Annotated in this window: 20 protein-coding genes; 15 read left to right on the top strand and 5 right to left on the bottom strand. The window is 65.7% G+C overall.

What is annotated here, in order from left to right; all coding sequences use genetic code 11:
- Positions 1-6: 6 nt before the first annotated feature.
- The 4 genes from AC07U1_RS00445 to AC07U1_RS00430 form a co-directional block, all read right to left on the bottom strand.
- On the bottom strand, positions 7-1,926 hold the full coding sequence (locus AC07U1_RS00445) for a ShlB/FhaC/HecB family hemolysin secretion/activation protein (protein ID WP_495197614.1): 1,920 nt from the start codon (positions 1,924-1,926) through the stop codon (positions 7-9).
- An 87-nt stretch (positions 1,927-2,013) separates the two neighbouring features.
- Positions 2,014-2,772 (bottom strand): hypothetical protein, encoded by a 759-nt coding sequence (locus AC07U1_RS00440; RefSeq protein WP_056343214.1) that lies wholly within the window; start codon positions 2,770-2,772, stop codon positions 2,014-2,016.
- A complete protein-coding gene (locus tag AC07U1_RS00435) occupies positions 2,759-4,849 on the bottom strand; it encodes a CHASE2 domain-containing protein (protein WP_495178541.1) in 2,091 nt (696 codons plus the stop codon). Before AC07U1_RS00435 ends, AC07U1_RS00440 begins: the two co-directional genes overlap by 14 nt.
- Before the next feature lie 4 nt (positions 4,850-4,853).
- Positions 4,854-7,952, bottom strand: a complete 3,099-nt coding sequence (locus tag AC07U1_RS00430) for a CHAT domain-containing protein (RefSeq protein WP_495178540.1) — start codon at positions 7,950-7,952, stop codon at positions 4,854-4,856.
- A gap of 213 nt (positions 7,953-8,165) precedes the next feature.
- Between AC07U1_RS00430 and AC07U1_RS00425 the strand changes: the two genes are divergently transcribed.
- The 3 genes from AC07U1_RS00425 to grxD are packed head-to-tail and all read left to right on the top strand — an operon-like array spanning position 8,166 to position 9,114.
- Positions 8,166-8,489, top strand: a complete 324-nt coding sequence (locus AC07U1_RS00425; protein ID WP_056343429.1) for a DUF1476 domain-containing protein — start codon at positions 8,166-8,168, stop codon at positions 8,487-8,489.
- A gap of 11 nt (positions 8,490-8,500) precedes the next feature.
- Entirely contained in the window at positions 8,501-8,734 is a 234-nt protein-coding gene (locus AC07U1_RS00420) for a BolA/IbaG family iron-sulfur metabolism protein (protein ID WP_056343204.1), read from the top strand.
- Positions 8,735-8,784: 50 nt separating this feature from the next.
- Complete coding sequence (grxD, locus tag AC07U1_RS00415) at positions 8,785-9,114, top strand: Grx4 family monothiol glutaredoxin (protein ID WP_056343201.1); 330 nt, start codon at positions 8,785-8,787, stop codon at positions 9,112-9,114.
- Positions 9,115-9,267: 153 nt separating this feature from the next.
- Here the strand turns inward: grxD and AC07U1_RS00410 are convergent, their stop codons facing one another.
- The gene (locus AC07U1_RS00410; protein WP_495178539.1) at positions 9,268-9,663 is read right to left on the bottom strand and encodes a group III truncated hemoglobin; all 396 of its coding nucleotides are present in this window, start codon (positions 9,661-9,663) and stop codon (positions 9,268-9,270) included.
- 671 nt (positions 9,664-10,334) lie between these two features.
- Here AC07U1_RS00410 and AC07U1_RS00405 point away from each other — a divergent pair.
- The 12 genes from AC07U1_RS00405 to AC07U1_RS00350 all read left to right on the top strand — a co-directional run bounded on the left by AC07U1_RS00405 (position 10,335) and on the right by AC07U1_RS00350 (position 24,406).
- On the top strand, positions 10,335-10,703 hold the full coding sequence (locus AC07U1_RS00405; RefSeq protein WP_492736449.1) for a BlaI/MecI/CopY family transcriptional regulator: 369 nt from the start codon (positions 10,335-10,337) through the stop codon (positions 10,701-10,703).
- Positions 10,700-12,433 carry a M56 family metallopeptidase gene (locus AC07U1_RS00400; protein WP_495178538.1) on the top strand — a complete coding sequence of 578 codons (1,734 nt, stop codon included), beginning with the start codon at positions 10,700-10,702 and terminating at the stop codon, positions 12,431-12,433. The genes AC07U1_RS00405 and AC07U1_RS00400 overlap by 4 nt, the downstream gene beginning before the upstream one ends.
- A gap of 178 nt (positions 12,434-12,611) precedes the next feature.
- Complete coding sequence (locus tag AC07U1_RS00395) at positions 12,612-13,046, top strand: tetratricopeptide repeat protein (protein ID WP_495197613.1); 435 nt, start codon at positions 12,612-12,614, stop codon at positions 13,044-13,046.
- Between the two features lie 272 nt (positions 13,047-13,318).
- On the top strand, positions 13,319-14,239 hold the full coding sequence (locus AC07U1_RS00390; RefSeq protein ID WP_495178537.1) for an MBL fold metallo-hydrolase: 921 nt from the start codon (positions 13,319-13,321) through the stop codon (positions 14,237-14,239).
- A complete protein-coding gene (locus AC07U1_RS00385) occupies positions 14,236-14,850 on the top strand; it encodes a DUF4230 domain-containing protein (RefSeq protein ID WP_495178536.1) in 615 nt (204 codons plus the stop codon). The genes AC07U1_RS00390 and AC07U1_RS00385 overlap by 4 nt, the downstream gene beginning before the upstream one ends.
- A gap of 66 nt (positions 14,851-14,916) precedes the next feature.
- The gene (locus tag AC07U1_RS00380) at positions 14,917-15,630 is read left to right on the top strand and encodes an adenylate cyclase (RefSeq protein WP_495178535.1); all 714 of its coding nucleotides are present in this window, start codon (positions 14,917-14,919) and stop codon (positions 15,628-15,630) included.
- A 71-nt stretch (positions 15,631-15,701) separates the two neighbouring features.
- Positions 15,702-16,691, top strand: coding sequence for a quinolinate synthase NadA (gene nadA, locus AC07U1_RS00375; protein WP_187141638.1), 990 nt, complete (start codon positions 15,702-15,704; stop codon positions 16,689-16,691).
- Positions 16,691-17,407, top strand: a complete 717-nt coding sequence (locus AC07U1_RS00370; protein ID WP_495178534.1) for a toll/interleukin-1 receptor domain-containing protein — start codon at positions 16,691-16,693, stop codon at positions 17,405-17,407. The genes nadA and AC07U1_RS00370 overlap by 1 nt, the downstream gene beginning before the upstream one ends.
- 1,215 nt (positions 17,408-18,622) lie before the next feature.
- Entirely contained in the window at positions 18,623-18,886 is a 264-nt protein-coding gene (locus AC07U1_RS00365) for a GlsB/YeaQ/YmgE family stress response membrane protein (RefSeq protein WP_056343173.1), read from the top strand.
- Between the two features lie 120 nt (positions 18,887-19,006).
- Positions 19,007-19,276 carry a GlsB/YeaQ/YmgE family stress response membrane protein gene (locus AC07U1_RS00360; protein WP_056343170.1) on the top strand — a complete coding sequence of 90 codons (270 nt, stop codon included), beginning with the start codon at positions 19,007-19,009 and terminating at the stop codon, positions 19,274-19,276.
- 306 nt (positions 19,277-19,582) lie between these two features.
- Positions 19,583-20,755, top strand: a complete 1,173-nt coding sequence (locus AC07U1_RS00355; protein WP_056343154.1) for an efflux RND transporter periplasmic adaptor subunit — start codon at positions 19,583-19,585, stop codon at positions 20,753-20,755.
- A gap of 42 nt (positions 20,756-20,797) precedes the next feature.
- A complete protein-coding gene (locus tag AC07U1_RS00350) occupies positions 20,798-24,406 on the top strand; it encodes an efflux RND transporter permease subunit (protein WP_495178533.1) in 3,609 nt (1,202 codons plus the stop codon).
- Positions 24,407-24,444 lie beyond the last annotated feature (38 nt).

The following is a 24,444-nucleotide window of genomic DNA, read 5'->3' as shown; positions in this document are numbered from 1 at the left end:
CTCATGTCAGCGCGCCTTCACGCCGAACTGGGTGGTGAAATTGAGCAGAAAGCGGGGTTCGGGCTTTTGGGTCAGGAAGCCCGCGCGGTTGAGCGGCACCGCGACGGTCAGGTCGAGCCGCCCAAAATCGCCATAAGCAAGGCGGATGCCGCCGCCCGCCGAATAGAGTTTCTGCGGATTGAGCCCGGCAAAGGCGAGGTCTTTGTTCCACACCCAAGCGGCGTCGAAAAAGACGAAGGGCTGGAGCGCGCCGCTTTCGGTGTTCGCGGGGACGAGGCTGCCGTAGCGCGCCTCCACCGACACCGCGACGCCGCTGTCGCCGATCACCGTGCCGGGGTCGAAGCCGCGCCCGACGGTGAAGTTGCCGCCCGAAAACTCCTCATAGGCGAGCAGCGGATCGCTCGCCCATTGCGCGCGCGGCGCCGCCGACAGGGTGAAATTCTTGACCGGACGCCATTCGGCGATCGCGTTCGCGCGCACCAGGAAGGCGTCGGGCTTGCCCTCGATGCGGGTCAGCGGGATCGCGCCGGGGACAAAACAGGCGGCGCCGGTGGGGCCGCAATCGTCGCTCGCGCCGAGGAAATTGACGCCCTGCCGCGCTTCGAGCGAGGCGCCGAGATACCAGCGCGGCTCGGCGGGGCTGAACCCGCTGCGGCCGCCGATCGATGCCGGGTCGGTCCAGCTGCCATCGGCGCGCAGGTTGAAGACGCGCAGCCGGTCGCGGTTGAGCGGCACGCCGCCCAGCCCGATGTCCTGATCGATCAGGTCGAACCCGCCGCCGACGGTCAGCCGGTTCGCCTGCGTCAGTACCAGCGTATAGGATGCGAACAGGCTGATGATCTGGGTTTCGGACTTGATCGGCAGCGTCGCGACGCTCGGCCGCGTCCAGGCATAGGTGTAGCTGGCGCCGAATTTCAGCCCCTCGTCACCGACGCGGAATTCATGCGCGACCTGTGCGACATTCTGCTCGTCGAGATCGGGAGTCGTATAGAAGCTGACCGTGGTCATGTCGCCCATGCCGGTCAGGCCAAAGACGCGCGCGCGGGCGATGCCGCCCCAGCGACCGACGTCCTTCGACCCGAAATTCTGGACGTTGAAGTCGAGGATCGCGGCGGTGCGGTCGACCGTCACCTCGCCGACCACTTCGCCCGGCGCGGCGCCGGGGCGCAGGGTCAGCCGCGCCGACAGGCCGGGAATGTCGCGCGCGAGCAACAGATAGCGCTCGGCATCGGCGATGTTGAAGACAGGCTGGTCCTGAAGATGCGACAGATAGCGCTGGAGCAACCCTTCATTGGCGCCGGCGTCGCCGCGCACCTCGATCCGGCTCATCCGCGCGGCGAGAATGTCGAGCTTGACGATGCCGTCGTCGATCGTCTGGGGCGGGACGCGGACAGCGGCCAGATAGCCCTTCGCGCGCAGCATCGTCGCGGCGCGGTCGCGAATGTCGCAGACCACCGAGATCGGCAGGTCCTGACCGACGCGGTCGGACCAGGTCGAGGCGAGCGTCGCCGGGTCGATGCCTTCGACGCTGGAGAATTGGACGTCGCGCAGCGTCACGCGGATATTGGCGAATTCGGGGTTGGCGAGCGGGCAGGGCGCGCGTTCGATGGCATCGTCGGCGGTGACGACCTGTTCGTTCGCCTGCGGAACCGGCGGCGGCGCCGGGCGCTGGATTTCCTCGCGGGTCGGGATTTGCGGGGTCGCGACCTGCGCGTGTCCGACGACGGGCAAGGCCGCGACGATCAGGCCCGACCCGGCGACGAAGCGCCGGAAGGCCCGCCGCCGCGTTTCGGCTTCGCGCGATTGCCCCTGATAGCCGCTGCCGATCATCTCCACCCCTTGCGTTCGACGGCGCGCGGCGTCGCCGCCGCACGTCCAATTCATCATGCCCAGCCCGGTGACGGGCTGCGCGAATTTTCGACCCAAGGAAAGGACTTGCCGCTCGTACGGCAGCTTTTCATCCCATTGTTATCAGATGGATCGGGCGGGTTCAATCATTCCCGCCCGTTTCCGTCAACCGCCCGTCGCTTCCGATTCGGCCATCGCGTCGACCAGCCTGTCGAGCTGCGGCGTGCAGCCCTTGCCGAGCAGCATTTCGCCGGCGGCGTCGGGGGTTTCGGGCATCGCCGCGAGCGCGGCGAAGCGGACCGTCACCGGCGCGGCGAGCCCGCCGCCCGAGAGGCGATAGTCGACGTCATATTGCACGGGCAGGCTGTCGGTCGGCCATTTGCGGAATTGCGCGCCGCTGACGATCGCCACCGTCTCGCTCTTGTCGCCGCTGGCGATGGTCAGCGCGGTGTCGCTCGTCATGTCGGGGCGCCACAGCATCAGCGTCGCCGGATCGGCGACGCAGAAGGTGCCGCCGGCGCGATAATCGAGCAGCCACAAATTGGGCGCGCGGTTCTCGGCGCTCATTTCCTCCGGCCCGCGCGAGGCTCCGCCGCGCGTCGCCATCGGCCGCTTGGCCATCATGCGGGTGACGGTGGTGCCCATCGACTGGCTGGCGACGACGGTGGCGCCGGCGGTGAAGGTGCCCGCGCCGGTCAGCGTCTTGGTCTTGCCGCCCTGGATCAGCACGACCTTGTCGCCAGCGACGAGCGTCACGCGGTCGCTGTTCTTGAGCTTGGTGCCCGCGGGATATTTGGAGGCCGACGGCCCGGTCGAGCGGACCACCATCGATTGCGCCGCGGCGGTGCCGGTGACGGCGATCGCGACGAGCGCGGCGGCGGCGGTCAATCCCAGCCGGCGCGTGCGGATCTCAGGACAGGACATAGCTTTCTCCACTTTCGGTCTCGTTCAGTCGTTCTATCAAGAACAGGATGGATGTATCGTGACTGAATTCGGCGCCCACCGCTGTGGCGCAGGTCACATAAAGATTTTTATCGCCCGCCGCGTGCGCCGCAACCATTTCGGCGATGCGCGCGCGCTGGTCGGCGCTGAGGTCGGGGCGCGGGGTGAAGGTGTCGACCGGTTGCGCGCGGCCGCGCAGCGTCACCCGGCCCATCGGCACCAGATCGTCGCGCTTCGCGCGCGCCTCGGCCTCGGCCGAGATCAACACCCCGGTCTTCAGGCTCTTGTTCGCGGCTTCGAGCCGCGAGGCGGTGTTCATGCTGTCGCCAAGCGCGGTGTACTGGATGCGGCCCTCCCCGCCGAAATTGCCGACGATCGCGTCGCCGACGTGGAGTCCGACGCGCGTCATGCCGAGCGGCGGCACATCCTCGGCGGCGAGGTCGACGCGGAATTTCTCGCCCGCCTCGTACATCGCGATCGCCGCGGCGGCGGCTTGCGGTCCGTCGTCGGGCCGGCTCAATGGCGCCCCCCAGAAGGCGACGACCGCGTCGCCGACGAATTTGTCGATCGTGCCGCCGTGGCTCAGCACGACGTCGGACAGGCGGTCGAGATAGGCGTTGAGCAGGCGCGCGACGGTTTCCGGCGTCGTCGCGTGGCTGAGCTTGGTAAAGCCCTCGAGGTCGGTGAAGACGCAGAAGATGTTGCGCCGCTCGCCGTGCAGCGACAGCTGTTCGGGATCGCGCATGATCTGTTCGGCGACGTCGGCGGGCAGATATTTGCCGAGCGCCGATTGCGCGAAGGCGCGCTGGCGCGAGCCGACGGCGCGCGCCGCCGAGCCGACCGCGACGAAACCGAACAGCCAGCCGAGCGCCTGTCCGAAGGCGGGCAGGCCGGTGGTATCGACCCCGATTTTTTGCAGCCAGAAGGGATAGGCGAGGAAAAACAGCATCTGGGCGATGAAGATCGCGATCACCCAGCGCGCCTTGAGGTCGATCAGGCTGGTGAGCCCGCCCGCGATCACGACGAGCAGCGCGAGCGCCCACAGGCCCCAGCCCGGAACCGGGTTCGACCATGCGCCGTCGAGTTGCTGCGCCAGCATATGCGCGTGCACCTCCAGCCCGATCATCTGCTCACGCTCGCCCGTTTGCAGGTCGGGCAGGCGCGATAGCGGGGTGGTGAACAGGTCGTTGTCGACGATGTCGCCGCCGATCAGCACATAACGGCCGCGCACCAGTTCGGCGAAACCGGCGCGCGTCTCGTCGTCCATCGGGATGGCGAAGCTGTCGATCGGGATATTGGCGAAGACCGGCTCTTCCTGCTCCGCATCGGCGCGGGCGGGCAAGCGGAAGCGGATATTGCCCTGATAGTCGGCATGCGCCTTGTCGACCGGCGCCAGCGCATTGGCCATCAGCGGCGGCAGCCCCTTGGGCCGGTCGGGCCAGTTGCGCATCACCCCGTCCTCGTCGGTGCGGAAGCGCACGCTGGTCGGGTGGGTCCTGGCGGTGGTCACATCGGCCAGAAAGGCGTCGAGGAATTGCTGTTGCTGATATTGGATGGTGGTCGGGTTGTCCGATTGCGAGAGATAGGCGAGCCAAGTGGGCGTCTTCATCGCGCGCAATTGCGCCTTCAGCGCGTCGTCGTCGGGGCGCGGTGAGTCGTACAGGATATCGATGCCGATAGCCTTGGCGCCCATCCCGTCGATGTTGGCGAGCGCCGTCGTCAGCAGGGTGCGGTCGAGCGGCGAGCGGATCCCGGTGTTGAACAGCGTCTCGTCATTATAGGTGATCATGACGATGCGCGGGTCTTGCCCCACATGCTGCGCCGTCAGCGAGGCGCGGCTGTCGTAGAGCGCGCGTTCGGCGTCGCCGGCGAGCGGCAATTGCCAGCTCATCCGCGCGACGAATATCGCGACGATCAGGAAGATCAGCGTCGTCGCCAGCCGCGCCGGTCCGAGCTGGGTGAACAGCCGCCGTACCTGTTTGCGCAGCGGGATGGCTGCGCGCTTTTCGGCCGCGGCTTCGGGCGCCGCCTCTGCTTCGGTCGTCGGGGTTTCGGTCATCGGATCAGCGGGCGGCGCGGCCGGCGGCCTCTCCGGTCTGCGGTGCCGCTGCGGTCGCGGTGCCGCCGTGGAGGAGCGCCTGGCCGCCGTCGCCGATGATCGCGAAGCCCGCCCAATAATAAGGATGCGAGGTCTGTTTTTCGTCCATCAGCAGCGTCTGCGTTGCCCACAGCGCGTCGCCGACGCTTTCACCCTGCCGCGCCGCGAACAATCCGCCGATCAGTCGCTTGGTCGCGTCGAAATCGTCGGGGGCGGGCCAGTGGCTCGCGATCACCGACCGGCCGCCAGCGCCGATGAAGGCGCGGACCAGCCCGTCGAGCGCATTGCCGCCGCCGCTCGCGACGCCGGCCTCGCGCGTCGCGCTGACCGAGGCGGCGCCCGCGGTGTCGCAGGCGGACAGGATCACCAGGTCGGCGTTGATCTTGAGGTCGTAAATTTCCTGGAAGGTCAGCAGGCCGTCCGAATCGCTGTCGCCGAACGAGGTGACGAGCGCCGGCCGCGCCGGGCACGATGGCCGCGGCGCGGTGACGAGGCCGTGGGTCGCGAAATGGATGATGCGATAGTCGTTGAGGTCCGCCCGCGCCTTGACCGCCGTATCGGTGAAGGCGCCGCCGGTCAGCAGCGCCGCCGCCCGGTCGCCCATCGCGACGCGCGCCGTGTTCAGTTCGTCGGCCGAGATCGGGCGGTTCCACTGCGAGGGCGCCCATTGGCAATTGTCGTCGACCCCGCCGGCGGCGCCGCGCGACCCGAGCGAGGGGAGGGTGGCCCCCACCGGCAGATTCTGCCCGAGCCCGAAATATTGGTGCGCCGCGTTCGACGGTGCCGCCTGGCGCGCGTTGCGGAACGCGAGCGCCGACACCGCGGTGCTCGGCCGCGTCGTCCGCCCGAGCCAGGCGATCCGGCGCATGTCGAACGCGTCGGCCCCCGGATCGAGCAGGCGCTGCTCATAATCGGCGAGCCCGGTATCGGCGGTGATCAGCAGGTTGATCGGCAGCCGCAGCATCGCGCCATCGGGTTCGAAGATCAGGTTGGCGATCGTCGGCAGCCGGTCGGCGACCGGGCCGAACAACTGGGTGTAAAGGCTGCGCGCGGTCGCGGCGTCGAAGGGATAGGTGACGCGGCGGCCATTTTCGACGATCGAGATCGTCGAGCGGACGCTGTCGACCGCATTTTCGAGCTGCGTCGTGCTGATGTCCGAGCGCCACAGCTGCGCGCCCTTGGTGTCGATCAGCATCGCATAAACGGCATCGCCGACGACGAGCATCTTCAGATACCCCTCGTCGGGACGCAGCACCGCTTGCAGTTCGGCAAGGTCGAGCTTGCCCGGCGCGACGACGCGATATTGCGGATAGGCCGACAGCGACGCGACGGTTTCGGCCTGCTGGAAGCCAAGATTGTCGAGCCGCGTCTTGAGATCGGCACGCAGCGCGTTGATTTCGGGCGTTTCCACCATTTGCGCGAGCCGCGCATCCTCGATCCGGGCGCGTTCGATGTCGCGGTTCAGCGTCGTCGCCTGACGGAACAGCCGCGATCCTTCGGCGCTGCCGCTCGACAATTCGCGCGCCAGCACCGCCTGGGTATCGGCGACGCCGGGGCGGACCTGCAACTGGCTGGCGACGAAGAAGTCACCGACCGCGGCGGGGTCGCTCGCGGCCTTGGCGGCGAGCAGCCGGTAATAGGGCGCCATCATGTTCGCCATGCCCGAGGTCGAGCGCTGCGAACTCGCGAGCGCGCCGACGACGTCGTGATAGATTGTCATCGCCTCACCATCACGACCCTGACGGGTCAGGAAGGCGGCATAGCGCGCGCGCGCCGAGGCGAGCGCGTTGGTTTCGGGATATTCGACCGCGAGCGCGTTGATCGATTCCAGGAAGCGCGCATCGGCGGCGTCCTTGTCGCCTGCGGCCTCTTCGGCGAGCGCGAGTTCGCCGAGCATTTGCGAGCGCAGCCGCACGATCGAGGTCACGCGGCCTTCGCGGACCGCCATCGCGTCGGCCAGCCCCTTGAGTTGCGCCGCTTTCGCCGCCGCCGGATTGCCGCGCAGCCGCTCGACGGTGCCGAGCAGGTGGACCGCCTGCGCGTCGATGATCTGCGCGCGTTCGAGTGGGGTCAGCCGCTCATTGTCCGAACTTTGGCGGATCGCGCGCGCATTGCTGCCGCTGTTGACCCCGGCGACGATCTCGGGGGTCAGCGTCACCGCGTCGCCCGCCACGGTGACCGCGCTGGCCAGCGGCGGGATCGGCGTGTTGAGCAGGTCGGCGGCGCCGGCATAATCGCGCTGGTTGAGCGCGTGGATCGCGCGGAAATTGCGGCGCAGGCGCAATTGCACCGCATCGGTGGTCGGGATCGCCTCGACCTCGCCGAACAGCCGCTCGGCCTCGGCGAATTCGCCGAGGTTCGATTTCTGCAGCGCGCGGTTGAGGGTGAATTCGGTCGGGTCGATGTCGGCGGCGGCCTGTTCCTCGAGCGCGCGACGCGACAGCGCTTCGAAAAATTCGGCGGCCTCGGCATAATCGCCGCTGTGGTTGCGGCGATAACCCTCGGCGAGCGCGCGATCGACGTCGATCGTCCCCGCGAGCGTGCGGGCAAAGCCGTCGTTGCCGCCGATCGAGGTGGTCGCGACATTGATCGTGCCGGAGGCGACCTTGCGCTGGCGGATCGATTCGAGCGCGAGGTTCAGCGCGTCCTTATAGGCGGTAAAGCCCTCGACCGCGTAGCTGGTGTTGCCCTCGCCCTCGATGCGCGTGGTCCATTGGACGTCGCTGTCCTTGACCATGCAACTGTCCGTCGCGGTACAGGCGATCGTTCCGGCCCGCGCGCGATCGACGCGGGCCTGGGTTTCGGCCGGGGTCGCGCGCAGCATCCGGACATAGCCGACGGGCTGGCCGGCATCGCGGCAGACGATCATCCACGCGCGGTCGAACATGCCGGTGATCACCGAGTCGCGCACCGTCGACTGGACCTCGCACAGCGACCCGCCCTTGTCGCCGATCGCGAAGCTGTCGCGCAGCGTCGGGTCGGACGCCTGCGCCGACGCCGTCCCGGGTGCGGCAAGCGCCAGCATTCCCAGAAACGAGACGAAAAACGGACGTCGAGCGGCCATGAACGTAATCCCCCAAACACAAACGCAAGGGCGCCGTGCCAGCCCGATGGCGGCAAGGCGCAGTCTTTGTTGCTGCGGTACGACCCATAACCGTTGGCGCGAACCCTAACCCCTTCGCATTCAAAAGGGAAGTGATCTGGCGCACAGGCGCCTTGCGTGCCTTGGCCGCCCGACCTATCTGCAAGCCGACAGGTTTCAAACCAAGAGGATATGATGAGCGCATTCGACGATCGCGAAAAAGCATTTGAGGCGCAGTTCGCCCGCGACCAGGAGGTGCAGTTCCGCATCACCGCACGCCGCAACCGGCTGGTCGGCGAATGGGCCGCCGAGCGTATGGGGCTGACCCCCGAGGAAACCGACGCCTATGCCAAGGCGGTGGTCCAGGCCGATTTCGAGGAAGCCGGTGACGAGGACGTGATCCGCAAGCTCGCGGGCGACCTGACCGCAGCGCAGGTCGAGATCAGCGACGCCGAAATCCGCGCAGCGCTGAACGACAAGGCGGTCGAAGCGCGCCGCCAGTTCATGGACAAGCAGTAAGGCGCCGCGCGATGGCGATGCGCGAATCCGATCTGCAGGCGATGATCGCCGCCGCTTTTCCGGGTGCGGAGGTGACGATCACCGACCTTGCCGGCGACGGCGACCATTATGCCGCGCATGTCGTCAGCGAGAGTTTTCGAGGGCTGACCCGCGTCGCGCAGCATAAGGCGGTGTACGCCGCACTCGGCGGGCGCATGGGCGGCGAACTTCATGCCTTGCAATTGACCACCGGCGTTCCTTCATAGGGACCAGATGATTTTCGGGCGCGACATCGCGCCCAACCGGAGACTGCACCATGACCGAAGCCACCCATGATCGTATCGCCAAGCTGGTTGGCGACCATGCCGTCCTGCTCTTTATGAAGGGCACGCCCTTGTTCCCGCAATGCGGCTTTTCGTCGCGCGCGATCGCGATGCTCGACCGGCTCGGGGTCGAATATGACACCGTCGACGTGCTGCAGGACATGGAGATCCGCCAGGGCATCAAGGAGTTTTCCGACTGGCCGACGATCCCCCAGCTCTATGTGAAGGGCGAATTCGTCGGCGGCAGCGACATCATGATGGAAATGTGGGAGGCGGGCGAACTGCACACGCTGGTCGCCGACGTCCCGGCGCGCGCCGAATAAGGGAACATCGCCTTTCCGAACAAAAGGGCCCGCCGACGCTGGAGTGCGTCGGCGGGCCCTTTTGTGCCGGTACGCGGCTTCGGGACGCGTCGGGGGTCTCACAGGCCCGCGGAGACGGTGCGCATAGGGGCTTTGTCCTGAACCAGATGAAGGTCAGCTGGCCTGGACGCCAGGATCTTCGAGGCGAAAGAAAAGCGCGAGTTGCAGGCTTTCGGCGATGCGGGCGGCCTTCGCCTGCAGTGCGGCAGCCGCCGCGGGCGCGAGCAGTTCGTCGGTGGTCGCGGTCCAGATCGCGAGCCAGCGGTCGAACATCGCGGGGGTGATGTGCGCCTTGTGCTTCAGGTGCGCGGCCATCGGGCTGCCCTTGTAGCGGCCGCTGGTCAGCATCACCGACGACCAGAACGCGACCAGCCTTTCCAGATGGCCGGGCCAGTCGTGCACCGCGTCGTTGAACAGCGGGCCGATCTCCGCATCGGCGCGCACGCGGTCGTAGAAGGCGGGGATCAGGCGCTCAAGCGCGGTTTCGTCGATCTGCTCGTCCCGTTCCATGACTCGCTCCGAACATGCATATGACGCGCATCTATTCGCGGAACTTAAAACATGCAACAAAAATACATATTATGACGAAGGCTGGGTTTTCGGAGGATTTGCGGCAGCGGCTTGATCGCACGCATTTCGCGGCGCTGTTTGGCGTGCCGCAGCGTCAAGGGGCTGAAAGTGCGTCCGGGGGGCGGGGCCTTTCGGCCGCTCCGCCCCCCGTCGCGTCGGGGGTAAGTGGGGATGTCCTGAGTGGGGGCAGGGGACATCAGGGACCAGACTGATGTCCCCCACCGCTCCTTTGAGCGGAACACTCGGGAACATCTGATACCATACAAGGGGCGTGCCAGTTTGGCGACATCGCGGTTTTCGGGGGAGATGCTGGTTAGCAATTCCTTACCGGGCATCGGGGGTGTCAAAAATCCCGACAGGTCGGTCCTCCCTGTGGCGAAGCCATGGGGAGGGGGACCGCTCGCGAAGCGAGTGGTGGAGGGGCCGCGGCCTTGTGCTGCCGCTCGACGGCGTCGGCCCCTCCGTCAGCGCTGCGCGCTGCCACTTCGCCATGCCTTCAGCCCAGGGAGGATCGTTCCCTCAGCGCCGGTCCGCGTCATTCATCATCGGTTCAGCCTATTGACTACATCTGTAGTCGTATCGCAGATGAGGCCGAAGGGAGGGGTTCCACGATGGCAGAACGCGCCAGCGAATCCGAAATGCAGATCTTGTCGGCGCTGTGGGACGAATCCCCGCAGAGCGCGACCGATCTTGCGGAGAATGTCGGGGCCGCCAACGGCTGGACGCTCGCGACGGTCAAGACGCTCGTCGCGCGCCTCGTCCAGAAGGGCGCGGTGACCGCCGAAGCGCAAGGACGGCGTTTTCTCTACAGCCCCGCGGTCGAGCGCGCCGATGCGGTGGGCGATGAATCGCAGCGCTTCGTCGACCGCCTGTTCGGCGGCCGGGTCAGCCCGCTGATCGCCCATCTCGCCGAGCGCGAGGCGCTGTCGGACACCGACATCGCTGAGATCGAGGCGCTGCTCAGGAGGCTCAAGTCATGAGCGCCGATATGGTCTTCCAGGCCTGGGGCGACACGCTGGTCACGACCGCCGTGCTCGTCCTGATGATCCTGCTGATCCGTAAGCCCTTCGCGCGCCATTTCGGCCCGGGGCTCACCTATGCGCTGTGGGCGGTGCCCGCGCTGCGCCTGTTGCTGCCGCCGCTGCCCTTCGCGCAGCCCGAGGTCGTCCCCGCCATCGCGGCGGCGATCCCTTCGGCGGCCGAACCCGTTACCGAACTGATCATGCTCGCCCCGACCGATACGGTCGCGGCGGCGCCGACGGTGCAGGCGGCTCCGCTGCTGACCATGGCCGACGTGCTGCCGGTTCTTTTCACCGCCTGGGCGGCGGGCATGGTTGCGGTGCTGATCGCGGCCATGGTGTCGCACCGTCGCTTCCGCCGTCAGGTGCTGACCGGCGCGGTGGTGCTCGAACCGATCGGGACGATCCGGCTGGTGATGACCGACGCGGTCGACGGGCCCGTCGCCTTCGGCCTGTGGCGCCGCTATGTCGCGGTGCCGCAGGACTTCTTCGCGCGCTATGTGATCGAGGAACGCGCGCTCGCGATCGACCATGAACTGGCGCATCACCGGCACGGCGATCTGTGGGCGAATGCCGCCGCGCTGCTGCTGCTGTCGGTGCAATGGTTCAACCCCTTCGCCTGGCGCGCGCTCCGCGCCTTTCGTTTCGACCAGGAGGCGGCGTGCGACGCGCGGGTCCTCGCGCTGACCGACAGCGCGCCGCGCAATGTTCGCACCGCGCGCTATGCGACGGCCATTGCCAAGGCGGCTGTCGGCTCGCGGCTGTCGCTCGCAGCGCCGATGGCGGTGCATGACAATTTGCAGGAGAGACTGACGATGCTGATGCAGCAGGATATTTCGAAGAAGCGCGGCCTCGTCGGACGGCTGCTCGTCGGCGGCGCGACGCTCGCGGTGCTCGCGACGACCGCGACGCTGGTGCCCGCCGGCATGGCGACGGCGCAGAGCGACATGGCCGCGCCGCCCGCACCCCCGCCGCCGCCTGAAGCGCCTGACGCCCCGCTGCCGCCCGAGGCCCCCGAGGCGATCGACGGCGCCCACCGGGTGATGATCTTCACCTCCGAAAACCATGGCGAAAACGATGGCGAAGGCGATGCGGCGGCGAAGGATGGCAAGAAGCGCGAAGTGCATCGCATCGTGATCCGCGAACGCGGCGACGGCGATGAGGCCGGCAATGTGCATGTCTTCGCGCCCGACGGCTCGGCGCCCAAGGCACGCCGTTTCGAAATGCGTATGCCCGGAGCGCTGTCGCGCGACGACATCCTCGCGACGCTGAAGGAACAGGGCATCACCGGCGCGCAGGCCGATGCGATCGCCGACAAGCTCGAGGCGAAGCGCAAGGAAAGCTTCCGCACCGCGCTGGCCCCGATGCCGCCCATGGCCCCCATAGCCCCGCTCCCGCCCGCTGCATGGTCGTCGTTCGACGGCAAGGCGATGGCGATCGGCCATTGCGGCAACGGGAAAAAGCCGGTGTCGCTGGTCAACCGCGACGACAAGGATGGCGGGCAGCGCAGCCGCGTCGTGATGATGGCGTGCGGCGAAGAGGGCAAGGCGGCGCGGCTGTCGGCACTCAAGAAGGCGCGCGAGAGTTTCGCGAAGGGCGACACGGCCGGCCACATGTCGGCCGAGACGCGCGCCAGGGTTGCCGCCGACCTCGACAAGGCGATCGCCGAGGCGGAAAAATCGGGCCACTGACGGGTTCAAAGCTTTGACGCAGGCGCCTTCTCCCCGGTGGGGGCCTGCGGCAGGGGCGGGGAAAGGGAGCGGGCAACCGCTCCCTTTTTCCTTTGCGGGCAGCATAAACGATGTCGGCTTTGGGGTGGTGAGCGGCCGTTCCTTGATGGCGCAAGTCTCATAGGCTAGCCACCACCGAATGAAAACAGACGAGCTACCGCCCAAGGTCCATACGACAATTCAGCGTCTTTGCGCTGATGGTGACAAGCTTGCGGCTGACGGAAAGTTCGAAGCAGCAATCAGCCGGTATGATCGCGCTTGGCAACTTATTCCCGATCCCAAGAACCACTGGAACGCGTCCACATGGATTCTGGCCGCGATTGCAGACGCAGCATTTCTCTCAGGGTACAAAACGTCCGCCCGCGAGGCGCTTGAATACGCGATGTCGTGTCCAGGAGCGGTTGGGAACCCGTTCCTACATCTCCGCCTCGGTCAAGTTTTCTATGATGCCGGAGAGCATGGTCGCGCGGCTGACGAGTTGATGCGAGCCTATCTGGGCGGGGGCCCAGAGCTATTCGAGACCGAAGATGCCAGCTATCTATCGTTTCTTCGGAGTAGGGCGGCGTTAGACTGAACGTCCGCTACCGCTCGAAAACCGCCATCCCCAAAATCGGGCTTTCCTAGTTTATCTCGCCATGATCTACCCTTGCGGATGAGCCAGCCGACCGCTCCGGCGCCTTCGCGCAAAGATGCGCTCGCCGCCTCGTCCGTCGCCTCGCTTAAAGCCACAAAGGACTCATTTGCAGGCGCGTCATGCGGGGCTTTTGTGGCTTTAAGGCCCGCCGCCGTCCGAATTTCTTCGCCAATCCCCTTTTGCTCCGCCGCCCGCAATGCCACATGCACCCCATGAGCGACGAAAAGCCCTGGCCCGACTCCATCCACGCCGGCGATTGCGAGCAGCATGAACCGCTCGTCCGCCGCGTGCTCGCGCCCAATCCTTCGCCCTATACCTTCACCGGCACCCAGACCTGGATCGTCGGGGCGGGCAGCGACGTTGCGGTGATCGACCCCGGCCCGACCGGCAGCGGCTTCAGCGTCGGCGATCCCGGCGATGCCAATGGGGTTGGCCATGTAGACGCGATCCTGCGCGCGGTTGGCGATGCGCGGGTCGCAGCGATCCTCTGCACCCACACCCACCGCGACCACAGCCCCGCCGCTGCGCCGCTGAAGGAAGCGACGGGCGCGCCGATCATCGGCTGCGCGCCTTTGGTGATCAGCGACAACGGCCCGCGCGCCGACTCCGCCTTCGATCCCGACTATGCCCCCGATCGCGTCCTCCTCGATGGTGAGCGGATTTCGGGCGATGGCTGGACGATCGAGGCGGTCGCGACCCCGGGGCATACGTCGAACCATCTCTGCTTTGCGCTGCTCGAAAGCAGCGCCTTGTTCACTGGTGACCATGTCATGGCCTGGTCGACCAGCGTCGTCAGCCCGCCCGATGGCGATATGGCGGCCTATATGGCCAGCCTGTCGAAACTCTATGATCGCGACGACCGCGTCTATTATCCGGCGCACGGCCCCGCGGTGACCAAGCCGAGGCAGCTGGTGCGCGGCATGCTGGGCCACCGTAAACAGCGTGAGCGCCAGATTTTGAAGGAACTCGAACGCGGCACGACCATTATCCCCGATATGGTGTCGCATATGTACAAGGGTCTCGACCCGCGCCTGACCGGTGCTGCCGGGCGTTCGGTGCTCGCGCATCTGCTCGATCTCGAGCAGCGCGGCCGCGTCGCGCGCGAAGACGAAGCATGGCGGCTGGTCGCATGAGCCGCTCGCTCTTCCGCATCCTGATCCTCGTCGTCCTAGCGGTCGGGGTCTTCCTCGGCTGGCGCGCCTGGCAGGACTGGCAGCGCGGTTATGAGCCCGAGACCGTCGTCGCCGCGAGCCTGCAGGGCCTGCAGGAGCAGAATGTCCTCGTCCCCTTCACCGCGCGTTATGTCGCGGTGGTGACCTCGACGCAGAGCCGGCTCGGGTTAAGCGCCAAAAAGACGCTGATCATGCCGGGCACGGTGCGCTACGAACTCGACCTTGCGAAGCTCAAGCAATCCGACCTCGACTGGAACGCCGAGGCGGGCACGCTGACCGTGACGCTGCCGCCGTTGCGGCTCGCCGGACCCGAGATCGATATCGACGCGATCAGCGAGTTTCGCGACGGCGCGATCCTGCTGACGCTGACCGATGCCGAAAAGACGCTCGACGACGCGAACCGCAGGGCGGCGCAGGACGAACTGATCAAGCAGGCCAGGGCCACGACCCCGATGCGCCTGGCGCAGGGTGCGGCGCGCACCGCCATCGAGCAGAGCTTTGCCATGCCGCTGAAGGCGGCGGGCATCGACGCCAAGGTGACCGCGCGGTTCGCGGGCGACGCGGCCGACTGAATCGGCCTTTGCGCGCGGCCTTCGCTGCGCTAGTCCTGCCGCGCAACCAACCTGGGGGGGTATGGCATGGCGACGTCGGCGGCGGGGGTGATTCCCGCGGAGCGTTTCTGGCAGCGGATGGCGATCGGCCTCGCGGTCTTCATTATCTTCGGCTTTGCGCAATTCGCCTTGCGCGGGTTCGTCGACCCCGTCGCCGCGCCCTTCTGGGTGCATCTCCACGGGATCGCGATGCTCGCCTGGCTCGGCCTGCTGATCGTCCAGCCGACGCTGGTGTCGCGCGCCGAGCTGCCACTGCACCGGCGGCTCGGCTGGATCGGCGGCGGGCTTGCGCTCGTCATCACCGGGCTGGGGATTTTCACCGGGCTGGCTTCGCTGGTGCTGAACCGCTTTCCCCCCTTTTTCTCGCCGCCCTATTTCCTCGCGCTGACGACGGTCGAGGCGCTGGTCTTTGGCGCGATGGTCTGGTGGGCGGTGCGCCGGCGGCACGCGACGCAATGGCACCGACGGCTGATGATCGGCGCGACGATCGTCATCCTCGAACCCGCGCTCGGGCGCATCTTGCCGATGCCGTTGATGATCGGCTGGTCCGATATCCCGATCGGACTGATCCAGCTCGCCGTCGTCGGCATCATCGCGCTGCACGACCGCCGCACCTTCGGGCGGGTTCATCCGGCGACCAAGGCCATCTTCCTCATTGTCATCGCGGTGCGCGCCACCATCTATCTCCTGTCGCTGGCGCCGCCGGTGATCGCGCTGGCGGCGCGGCTGATCGGCGGCTGACGCGGCGAATTGCCCCGCTGGCGGGTGACGTGTAGAGGGGCGGGAAATTCCTGCTCTGACAAGGAAATAAGATGACTGCTCCGATCCGTGAAAACCTCTCCGGCCTCGACCTGCGCGCCGAAATCGACCGGCTCCGCAAGGAACGCAACGCGGTCATCCTCGCGCATTATTACCAGAAGCCCGAGATTCAGGACCTTGCCGATTTCGTCGGCGACAGCCTCGAACTGTCGCGCAAGGCCGCGGACACCGACGCCGACGTCATCGCCTTTTGCGGCGTCAAGTTCATGGCCGAGACCGCGAAGATCCTGTCGCCAGAAAAGATCGTCATCCTGCCCGACATGGACGCCGGGTGCAGCCTCGAGGACAGCTGCCCGCCCGAACAGTTCAAGCGCTTCCGCGAAAAGCATCCCGACCATATCGCGCTGACCTACATCAACTGCTCGGCGGCGGTGAAGGCGCTCAGCGACATCATCGTCACCTCGTCGAGCGCCGAGATGATCATCAGCCAGATCCCCGAGGACCAGAAGATCATCTTCGGCCCCGACCGGCACCTCGGCGGTTATCTCAACCGCAAGTTCGGGCGCGACATGCTGCTGTGGCCGGGCGTGTGCATCGTCCATGAGGCGTTCAGCGAGACCGAACTGCTCAAGCTCAAGGCACAGCACCCCGGCGCGCCGGTCGCCGCCCACCCCGAATGCCCGCCGCATATCGTCGATCATGCCGATTATGTCGGGTCGACCAGCGGCATATTGCAATTCGCCAAGACCTTCCCGTCGGATACGCTGATCGTCGCGACCGAACCGCACATCATCCACCAGATGGAACTGGCGATCCCCGAAAAGACCTTCATCGGGGCGCCGGGGGCCGACGGCAACTGCAACTGCAACATCTGCCCGTACATGGCGCTCAACACGATGGAGAAGCTCTACATCGCGCTCCGCGACCTGCAGCCGCGGATCGAGATGGACGAGGAACTTCGCCTCGCCGCGCGCAAGAGCCTCGACCGGATGCTGGAGATGGCGTCGGGGACGGTGGGCAAGGGCGATTTGGGACGCGCCTGATGAAGGTCTCTGAACGGCTCAAAATCATCGACCGGTTGGCCGACGAGTTGCAGGAGCGATATAGTTTCCTCGAAACGAGCACGTTTCTTCGCGCTTTTCTTCCTAACTTCAGCGGGCATTTTGACGATTATCACTCTCCGCGCGAAATGGCAGCTTACGCCCTCGTCGACGCAACGCCGTCGATTTTGGGAGAGATGGTAGATGATCTTGGCATCGAATCTCTTGCCGTAGTCGCTGCTCGGGTCCAGCGCCCCGCGATATGGGCCGACGAGACGAAGCTGCGAGTTTTTGTAAGTCACCTGTCAGTCGAGAAAGACAAGGCGACTCGCCTTCGGGAAGCGTTTTCCGGCTATGGAATGTCTGCATTTGTAGCACATGAAGATATTGAGCCGACTTTGGAGTGGCAGGTCCAAATTGAAAGAGCACTGCATTCCATGGAGTTGTTCGTTTCGGTTCATACAGAAGGTTTTTCAAAGAGCTGCTGGACACAACAAGAGATCGGGTTTGCCACTGCGACTGGCGTCAAAATCATCTCCATCAGGATGGGGGAAGACCCGACCGGGTTCATCTCAAAGCATCAGTCACTTTCTCGCGGTAAGAAGACTGCCGATGAAATCGCCTCTCACATAGACGTTCTTCTCCAAAAGGATGAGCGTATCAATCAGCGCTATCTCCGCTGCAAAGAGCAACATCTCGACGACAGCGTACCTTTCTGACTTTACGGGGCGTTGCGCAACGCGCTTAGCACAACACCGTGAGCGAACTTGCTATCGACATTTGGGCGATTCGCGGCTGAGTCGCAATTCTAGGGTCCAAAACCGAATCCGAAAATGCTGCGGCCTTGTTACAAAAATGCTGCAGTGAATCCGCTAATTGCTAATGCCGGACTTATCCACAGTCGGTCGCGCAATCGCGCGTGAATCGCGGCTTTTTCTGTTGGCGACCCCGCCGACTCATGTCAGCTTCCAATCATCGGACGACGGAGACGACGGACCGCCGGGACACGAAGGAAGGTTGCAAGACCAGCCGGAAGGAAACGGACCGGAACGACGAGGAAGTGGACCGATACCCTGGTCACGGAACGCCGCGATTCCCACGAGTTGAGGCGGACCCGATCGGGACAGGAAATGCAGTCCATCGCTTGGGCAGCGATTGCTTCGGCAGACGCATAGAAGAGATGATGAAGGGCTTTCCAGGTGCGGCCGGCCCCCGAAAGGGGGCCGACCAAACCATCGCCGGATAGCTCCGGAACGCGCCGCAAGCGTCGTTTTGCGGGCCGCCGATCGAAAGAGAAGCGGACCGGGATGAAGGCAAGCGGGCAGCGACCGGAAGGATACCGGATAGTGGGGGTTGGCAGCGATGCCGGCCCCCATTTCGCGTGCGCGCGATGCGGGTGGGGCAGTGGCCTCGACTGATGCAGGGCAGGCAGTCGTTGGAACGTCGGCTTTCGGGCGCAAGCGGACGTAAATATCCTCCCTGTGGCGAAGCCATGGGGAGGGGGACCGTTCGCTAAGCGAATGGTGAAGGGGCCGAAAGGTTTCGCGACGCCTGACGGCGTCGGCCCCTCCGTCAGCGGCTTTGCCGCTGCCACCTCCCCATCGCTGCGCGACAGGGAGGATTTAAGGACCATCCGCGCCCCACCCCGAAACCGACCTGTCCGCAACCGCCGCCAAATATTTCGTGCGCCCTGTGACTTCTGTCACACCGCCGTCGCCCCCGCCTGCTTATCCCTCCGCTTGCGACCCGGAGAAGTTCCCAGATCGGAACGGATCCCACTTTCCCGGCCGCGTCCTTGCGGACCGGCCGGGAACCTTTTGCGCTCCCATCGCATTGTGCTGACATCGGCAAAACGAGGTTCGGACGCCATCAGGCGTTGCCGGAAGTCACCCGGTCTGCGTGCTCCGCAGGTCCGGCAATAAGGGAGTGTGTCTATGGGTATCATCATCACGCTGATCGTCGGCGGAATCATCGGCTGGCTGGCCAGCATCGTCATGCGCACCGACGCACAGCAGGGCATCATCCTGAATGTCGTCGTCGGTATCGTCGGCGCTTTTCTCGGCAATATATTGGGCGGCATGTTCGGCATGGGTGCCAGCCTCAGTACCTTCAGCCCGATCGGTTTGCTGTGGGCCTTTATCGGCGCTGTCGTGCTGCTCGGCCTGATCAACCTGGTGCGTCGCGGCAGCGTCCGCTGACACCCGTGGCGGCGGCGTTCGGCGTCGCCGCCATATCGCTAGGCGGTTGACGCGATTTGGTTTACCATCGCGTCTGCCCGGTAATATTCGGGCATCCAAAACGATCGTAGGGGGTCATATATGACTTGGATTATCGCAATTGTCATGGGCGGCGTCATCGGCTGGCTCGCGAGCATCGTGATGCGCACCGACGCGCAACAGGGCATTTTCCTCAATATCATCGTCGGCTGTCTCGGTTCGATCCTCGGCCGTTTCCTGTTCGGCCGCTTTCTCGGCGGCGGGCATTTGCGCGGCGACGCCTTCGATCCGATGACCTTGCTCACCGCCTTCATCGGCGCGGTGGTCCTGCTTGGGATCGTCAATCTCGTGCGGCGCGGCAAGGTCCGCTGATCCCGCTGACATAGACGGTCCTTTCCGGATCGGTTTCCAAAAGGCGGTCGGCGCGAGTCGGCCGCCTTTTTTGGCGCCAGGCCACTGGAGTTCGGCCGCCGGGCCGATTATGAAGCGCCGCGCCGTGAGCAGCGGTGCGGTCGCGTTTCCCCCTTGTCAGGGGTGATTTAATTGGATAATACACCGCGAAGAATGGCCGAGGTTCCGGCGCCCCCCTTCGCGGGCACGGACGACGCGGCCCTCGCATGCCATGGTTGGGGCGGGACAGAGGAATTTGGCGTGAACTACGAGCGGAAAGTGGATGTGATGGACAGCCTCGCGGGCTATGATGACGAGGCCGGCAATCGTCGGCGCCGGATGCTGCTGATCGTCGCAATCGCGCTGATCCTCGCGGCACTCGCCGCGGCCTATTTCGCCTTTTCGGCGGGCAAGGGCGATGGCGCCGCCGCCGCTGGCGGGTCCGCCGGCGGACCGTCGAGCGAAAGCATTCCGAACATCACCGTCGTGATCCCGGGCAAGCAATCGGTTCAGGCGCAGATCTCGGCCAACGGCACCATCGCGGCGCGCCGCGAAATGCCCGTCGGCGTCGCCGGCGAGGGCGGCCAGGTCGTCCGCGTGCTGGTCGAGCCGGGCCAGTGGGTCGGCGCGGGGCAGACGCTGGCGGTGATCGATCGGTCGGTGCAAAGCCAGCAGGCCGCGGCGCTGTCCGCCTCGATCCGCGTGGCGCAGGCCGACGCCGATCTGGCGCAGGCCGAACTCACCCGTGCCGAGGCGCTGGTATCGCGCGGCTTCATCTCCAAGGCCGACATGGATCGCAAGCGCGCGACCCGCGATGCGGCCAATGCGCGCGTCCGCGTCGCGCAGGCGCAATATGGCGAAGCCCAGGCGCGCAACGGCCGGCTGAACATCGTCGCCCCGGCGGCGGGCCTGGTGCTGACGCGCCAGGTCGAACCCGGGCAGATCGTCAGCTCGGGCAGCGGTGTGCTGTTCCGCATGGCGAAGGGCGGCGAGATGGAAATGATGGCGCAGCTGGCCGAGGCCGATCTGGCGCGCATTCCGGTGGGAACGCGGGCGACGGTGACCCCGGTCGGCGCCGCGCAGGGCGTTGCGGGCCAGGTCTGGCAGAAGTCGCCGGTCATCGATCCGCAGACCCGACAGGGCATGGTGCGGATCGCGATCCCGTACAGCGCCGAACTGCGCCCCGGCGGATTCGCCGATGCCAAGTTGGTCGCCGGTTCGGCCGAGGCGCCGTTGCTGCCCGAAAGTGCGGTTCAGAGCGGCCCCGAGGGCAGCTTCGTCCTGATCGTCGGCAACGACAACAAGGTCGAGCGCCGCGCGGTCCAGGTCAGCTCGGTCTCCGATGCCGGGATCGCGATCGCATCGGGGTTGACCGGCAACGAGCGCGTCGTCGTGCTGGCCGGCGCCTTCCTGAATCCCGGCGATACCGTGAAGCCGGTCCTTCAGAAAACGTCGAACTGATATCCGATTTTTGCCGGACGTGCGCACAAGGGCGTTTGAACCATGAGCTTCCGTAATATCTCCGCCTGGTGCATCCGCAATCCGGTGCCGCCGATCGTCCTGTTCGTGCTGCTGCTGCTGGCGGGGGTCGTCAGCTTCAACCGGATGGACGTCAACGACAACCCCGACGTCGAATTCCCGGCGGTGCAGGTCCTGGTCGCGCAGCCGGGCGCCGCGCCGACCGAACTCGAGACGCAGGTCACGCAGCGCGTCGAGGCCGCGGTGCGGGCGGTCAGCGGGGTCGAGGACATGTCGTCCTATGTCGGTGAGGGCAGCAGCAGCACGATGGTGCAGTTCGCGATCGGTACGCCGATCGACCGCGCCTATAATGACGTCAACCAGGCGGTTCAGCAGATTCGTAGCGACCTGCCCGACGGAATCCTCGAACCGCAGGTCGTGCGCGTCGATTTCTCCGGCGGGCCGATCACCTATTTCGCGGTCGAAGCGACCGACATGACGCTCGAACAGCTGTCATGGTTCGTCGACAACAATGTCGCCAAGGATCTGCTGTCGATCCCCGGCATGGCGCGCGTGCGCCGGTCGGGCGGCGTCGACCGCGAAATCCGCGTCATCCTCGATCCCGCGCGCATGCAAAGCTATGGCGTGACCGCGAGCCAGATCAACCAGCAACTGCGCCAGGTCAACGTCAACGCCGCGGGCGGGCGCACCGAAATCGCCGGGTCCGAACAGGCCGTGCGCGTGCTGGGCAACGCCGGGACCGCGAACCAGCTCGGCAATTATCAGTTGTCGCTCGGCAATGGCCGCACGATCCGGCTCAGCGATGTCGCGACGGTCACCGACGGCTACGCCGAACAGCGCAATCTCGCCAAGATCGAGGGGCGGCAGGTGCTGTCCTTCTCGATCGAAAAGGCCAAGGGCTCGTCTGACGTCACCGTCCATGACGAGACGATGAAGAAGCTCGCCGAGATCAAGAAGAACAACCCCAAGGTCAATTTCAAGATCCTCTTCACGCGCACCGAATATACCAAGGAACAATATCGCAGCTCGATGGCGGCGATGATCGAGGGCGCGATCCTCGCGGTCATCGTCGTGTTCCTGTTCCTGCGCGACTGGCGCGCGACCTTGATCTCGGCGCTCGCGATCCCGCTCTCGGCGATCCCGACCTTCTGGTTCATGGACATGATGGGCTTTTCGCTGAACGGCCTGTCGCTGCTCGCGCTCAGCCTCGTCGCCGGGGTGCTCGTCGACGATGCGATCGTCGAGATCGAGAATATCGTCCGGCATATGCGCATGGGCAAGACCGCCTATCAGGCATCGATCGACGCCGCCGACGAAATCGGCCTCGCGGTGGTCGCGACGACGATGTCGATCGTCGCCGTGTTCCTGCCCGTCGCGCTGATGCCCGGCGTGTCGGGACAATTTTTCATCCAGTTCGGGATGACGGTCGTCTTCGCGGTGCTCGTCAGCCTGGCCGTCGCGCGCATGATCACGCCGATGATCGCGGCCTATTTCCTGTCGGCGCAGGGCGAGCAGGACCACGCGTCGGGCCCGTGGGTCGACCGGTACGAAAACATCCTGCGCTGGACGCTCGACGACAGCAAGCACAAGGCGGTGCGGGCGCGCTTCGAGCCGACGGCGACGCGGCCGACCTTCCTGATTCTGCCGCTGCTGGTAGCGTTCGGCGCGCTGGTCGTGATGACGATGAAGTATTTCCAGCCGGTGCCGGTGGGGCAGAGCGGGCCGAATGCGGCTCTCCATTTCCTGCTGCTGACGCCGATGGCAGCCGTCGCTGCTTTCCTCCTGAGCAGTCTGGTGATGATCCTGTTCGGCGCATTCGTCGCATGGATCAACCAGACCACACTCAGGTCGGCTTTGCGCGCCTATGCGTGGGTCGGCGGGATCGTTGCTGTGCTGTGCGGGATTCTGTGGTTCCTGGGCAAGCTGGCGCCAGCTCAGATGGCGATCACGTCCTGGGCCATGGTCATGGCCGCGGCGATCCTGCTCGGAGCGCTTGCCTGGCTTCTCGGGCGCCTGTTCGGAATGCACCACTGGCGCTTCACCCGATGGGCGCAATATATGACCCAGCGCGCGTATGCGCGCCTGTTCGATCACCGCGTGTGGATCGTCGGGATCGGCGTCGGAGCCTTTGTGTGGAGCATCATTCTTTTCGCGACGCTTCCGAGCCAGTTCCAGCCGACGATCAACAGCGACTACAGCCAGATCACCTATGAATTGCCACCGGGGTCGACGCTGGCGCAGAGCGAACGGATCTCGAACCAGGTCAACGCGATCCTGGCGGCCGACAAGTCGGTGGAAAACGCCTTTTACGACGTCAATGTCGGCGGCGGCAGCGTCTATATCACGCTGAAAAAGGACCGTGAGACGAGCAGCGTCGATTGGGAACGCGGTCTGCAGCCGAAGATGGCGGCGATCCCCGACGCGCGCGTGTCGTTCCAGAGCCAGGCTGGCGGTTTTTCGGGCCGCGACATCAGCTTCATCATCGGCGGCGACGATCCGGTCGCGCTCGAAAAGCATGCGCTCAAGATCGTCAAGGAGATGAGCGCGCTCAAGGAACTGCGGGCGGTGCGGATCGAGGGCGATATTCCGCGGCCCGAGATCATCATCAATCCGCGCATGGACCTTGCCGCCGACCTCGGCGTCACGACAGCGGCGCTCAGCCAGACGATCCGCATCGCAACATTGGGCGACATCGACCAGAATGCGGCGAAATTCTCGCTGTCCGATCGCCAGATCCCGATCCGCGTGCTGCTGTCCGAAGATTCGCGCCGCAGCCTGGCGACGCTTGAAAATCTGCCGGTACCGACGACACGCGGTACGACGGTTCCGTTGAAATCGGTCGCGGCGATCAGCTTCGGCGCGGGGCCAACCGAGCTGCGCCGGTATAACCAGACCCGCCGTATCGTGATCGGTGCCGATCTGACGAAGGGCCTCGTGACCAGCAACGCGCAGACCAAGATCGATGCGCTGCCGTCGGTCAAGAACATGCCGCAGGGCATCCGCAAGATCGTGCAGGGCCAGCAGAAGTTCATGGAGGAATTGATCCTCAACTTCGCGATCGCGGTCGTCGCGGGCCTCGCGCTCGTCTTTTCGACGCTGGTCCTGCTGTACCGCCGCTTCCTCTCGCCGCTGGTCAATATGTCGTCGCTGTTGCTCGCCCCGCTCGGCGGCCTGCTCGGCCTCTGGATCACCGGCATGGAAATCTCGATGCCCGTCTATATCGGCATATTGATGCTGCTCGGGATCGTGGCGAAAAACTCGATCCTGCTCGTCGATTTCGCGATTGAGGAGATGGACCATGGCATCGCCAAGGGACCGGCTTTGCTCGACGCGGGGCGCAAGCGCGCCCAGCCGATCGTCATGACGACGATCGCGATGGTCGCGGGCATGGTGCCGACGGCGATCTCGCTGTCGGGCGATGGCGCCTGGCGCGCACCGATGGGCGTGGTCGTCATCGGCGGGTTGATCCTGTCGACGATGCTGACGCTGCTGATCGTGCCGGCGGGCTTCAGCCTCGCCGACAGCATCGAAAAGCGCCTGGGCCGATTCTTCTCGCGCAACCTGCTGACCTATAAGCCGGGCGACGACACCAAGCCGCACGGCATTCCTTCTGAACCGCACCCGGCGGAGTGACGCGAAAGCGCGCGGCGCGGCGCCGGTTGCAACCTTTG

It is taken from the genome of Sphingopyxis sp. GW821-FHT02C12, assembly GCF_059421785.1.
Note: the sequence above shows the minus strand (reverse complement) of the source record. Positions and strands in the feature narration are given on the sequence as shown.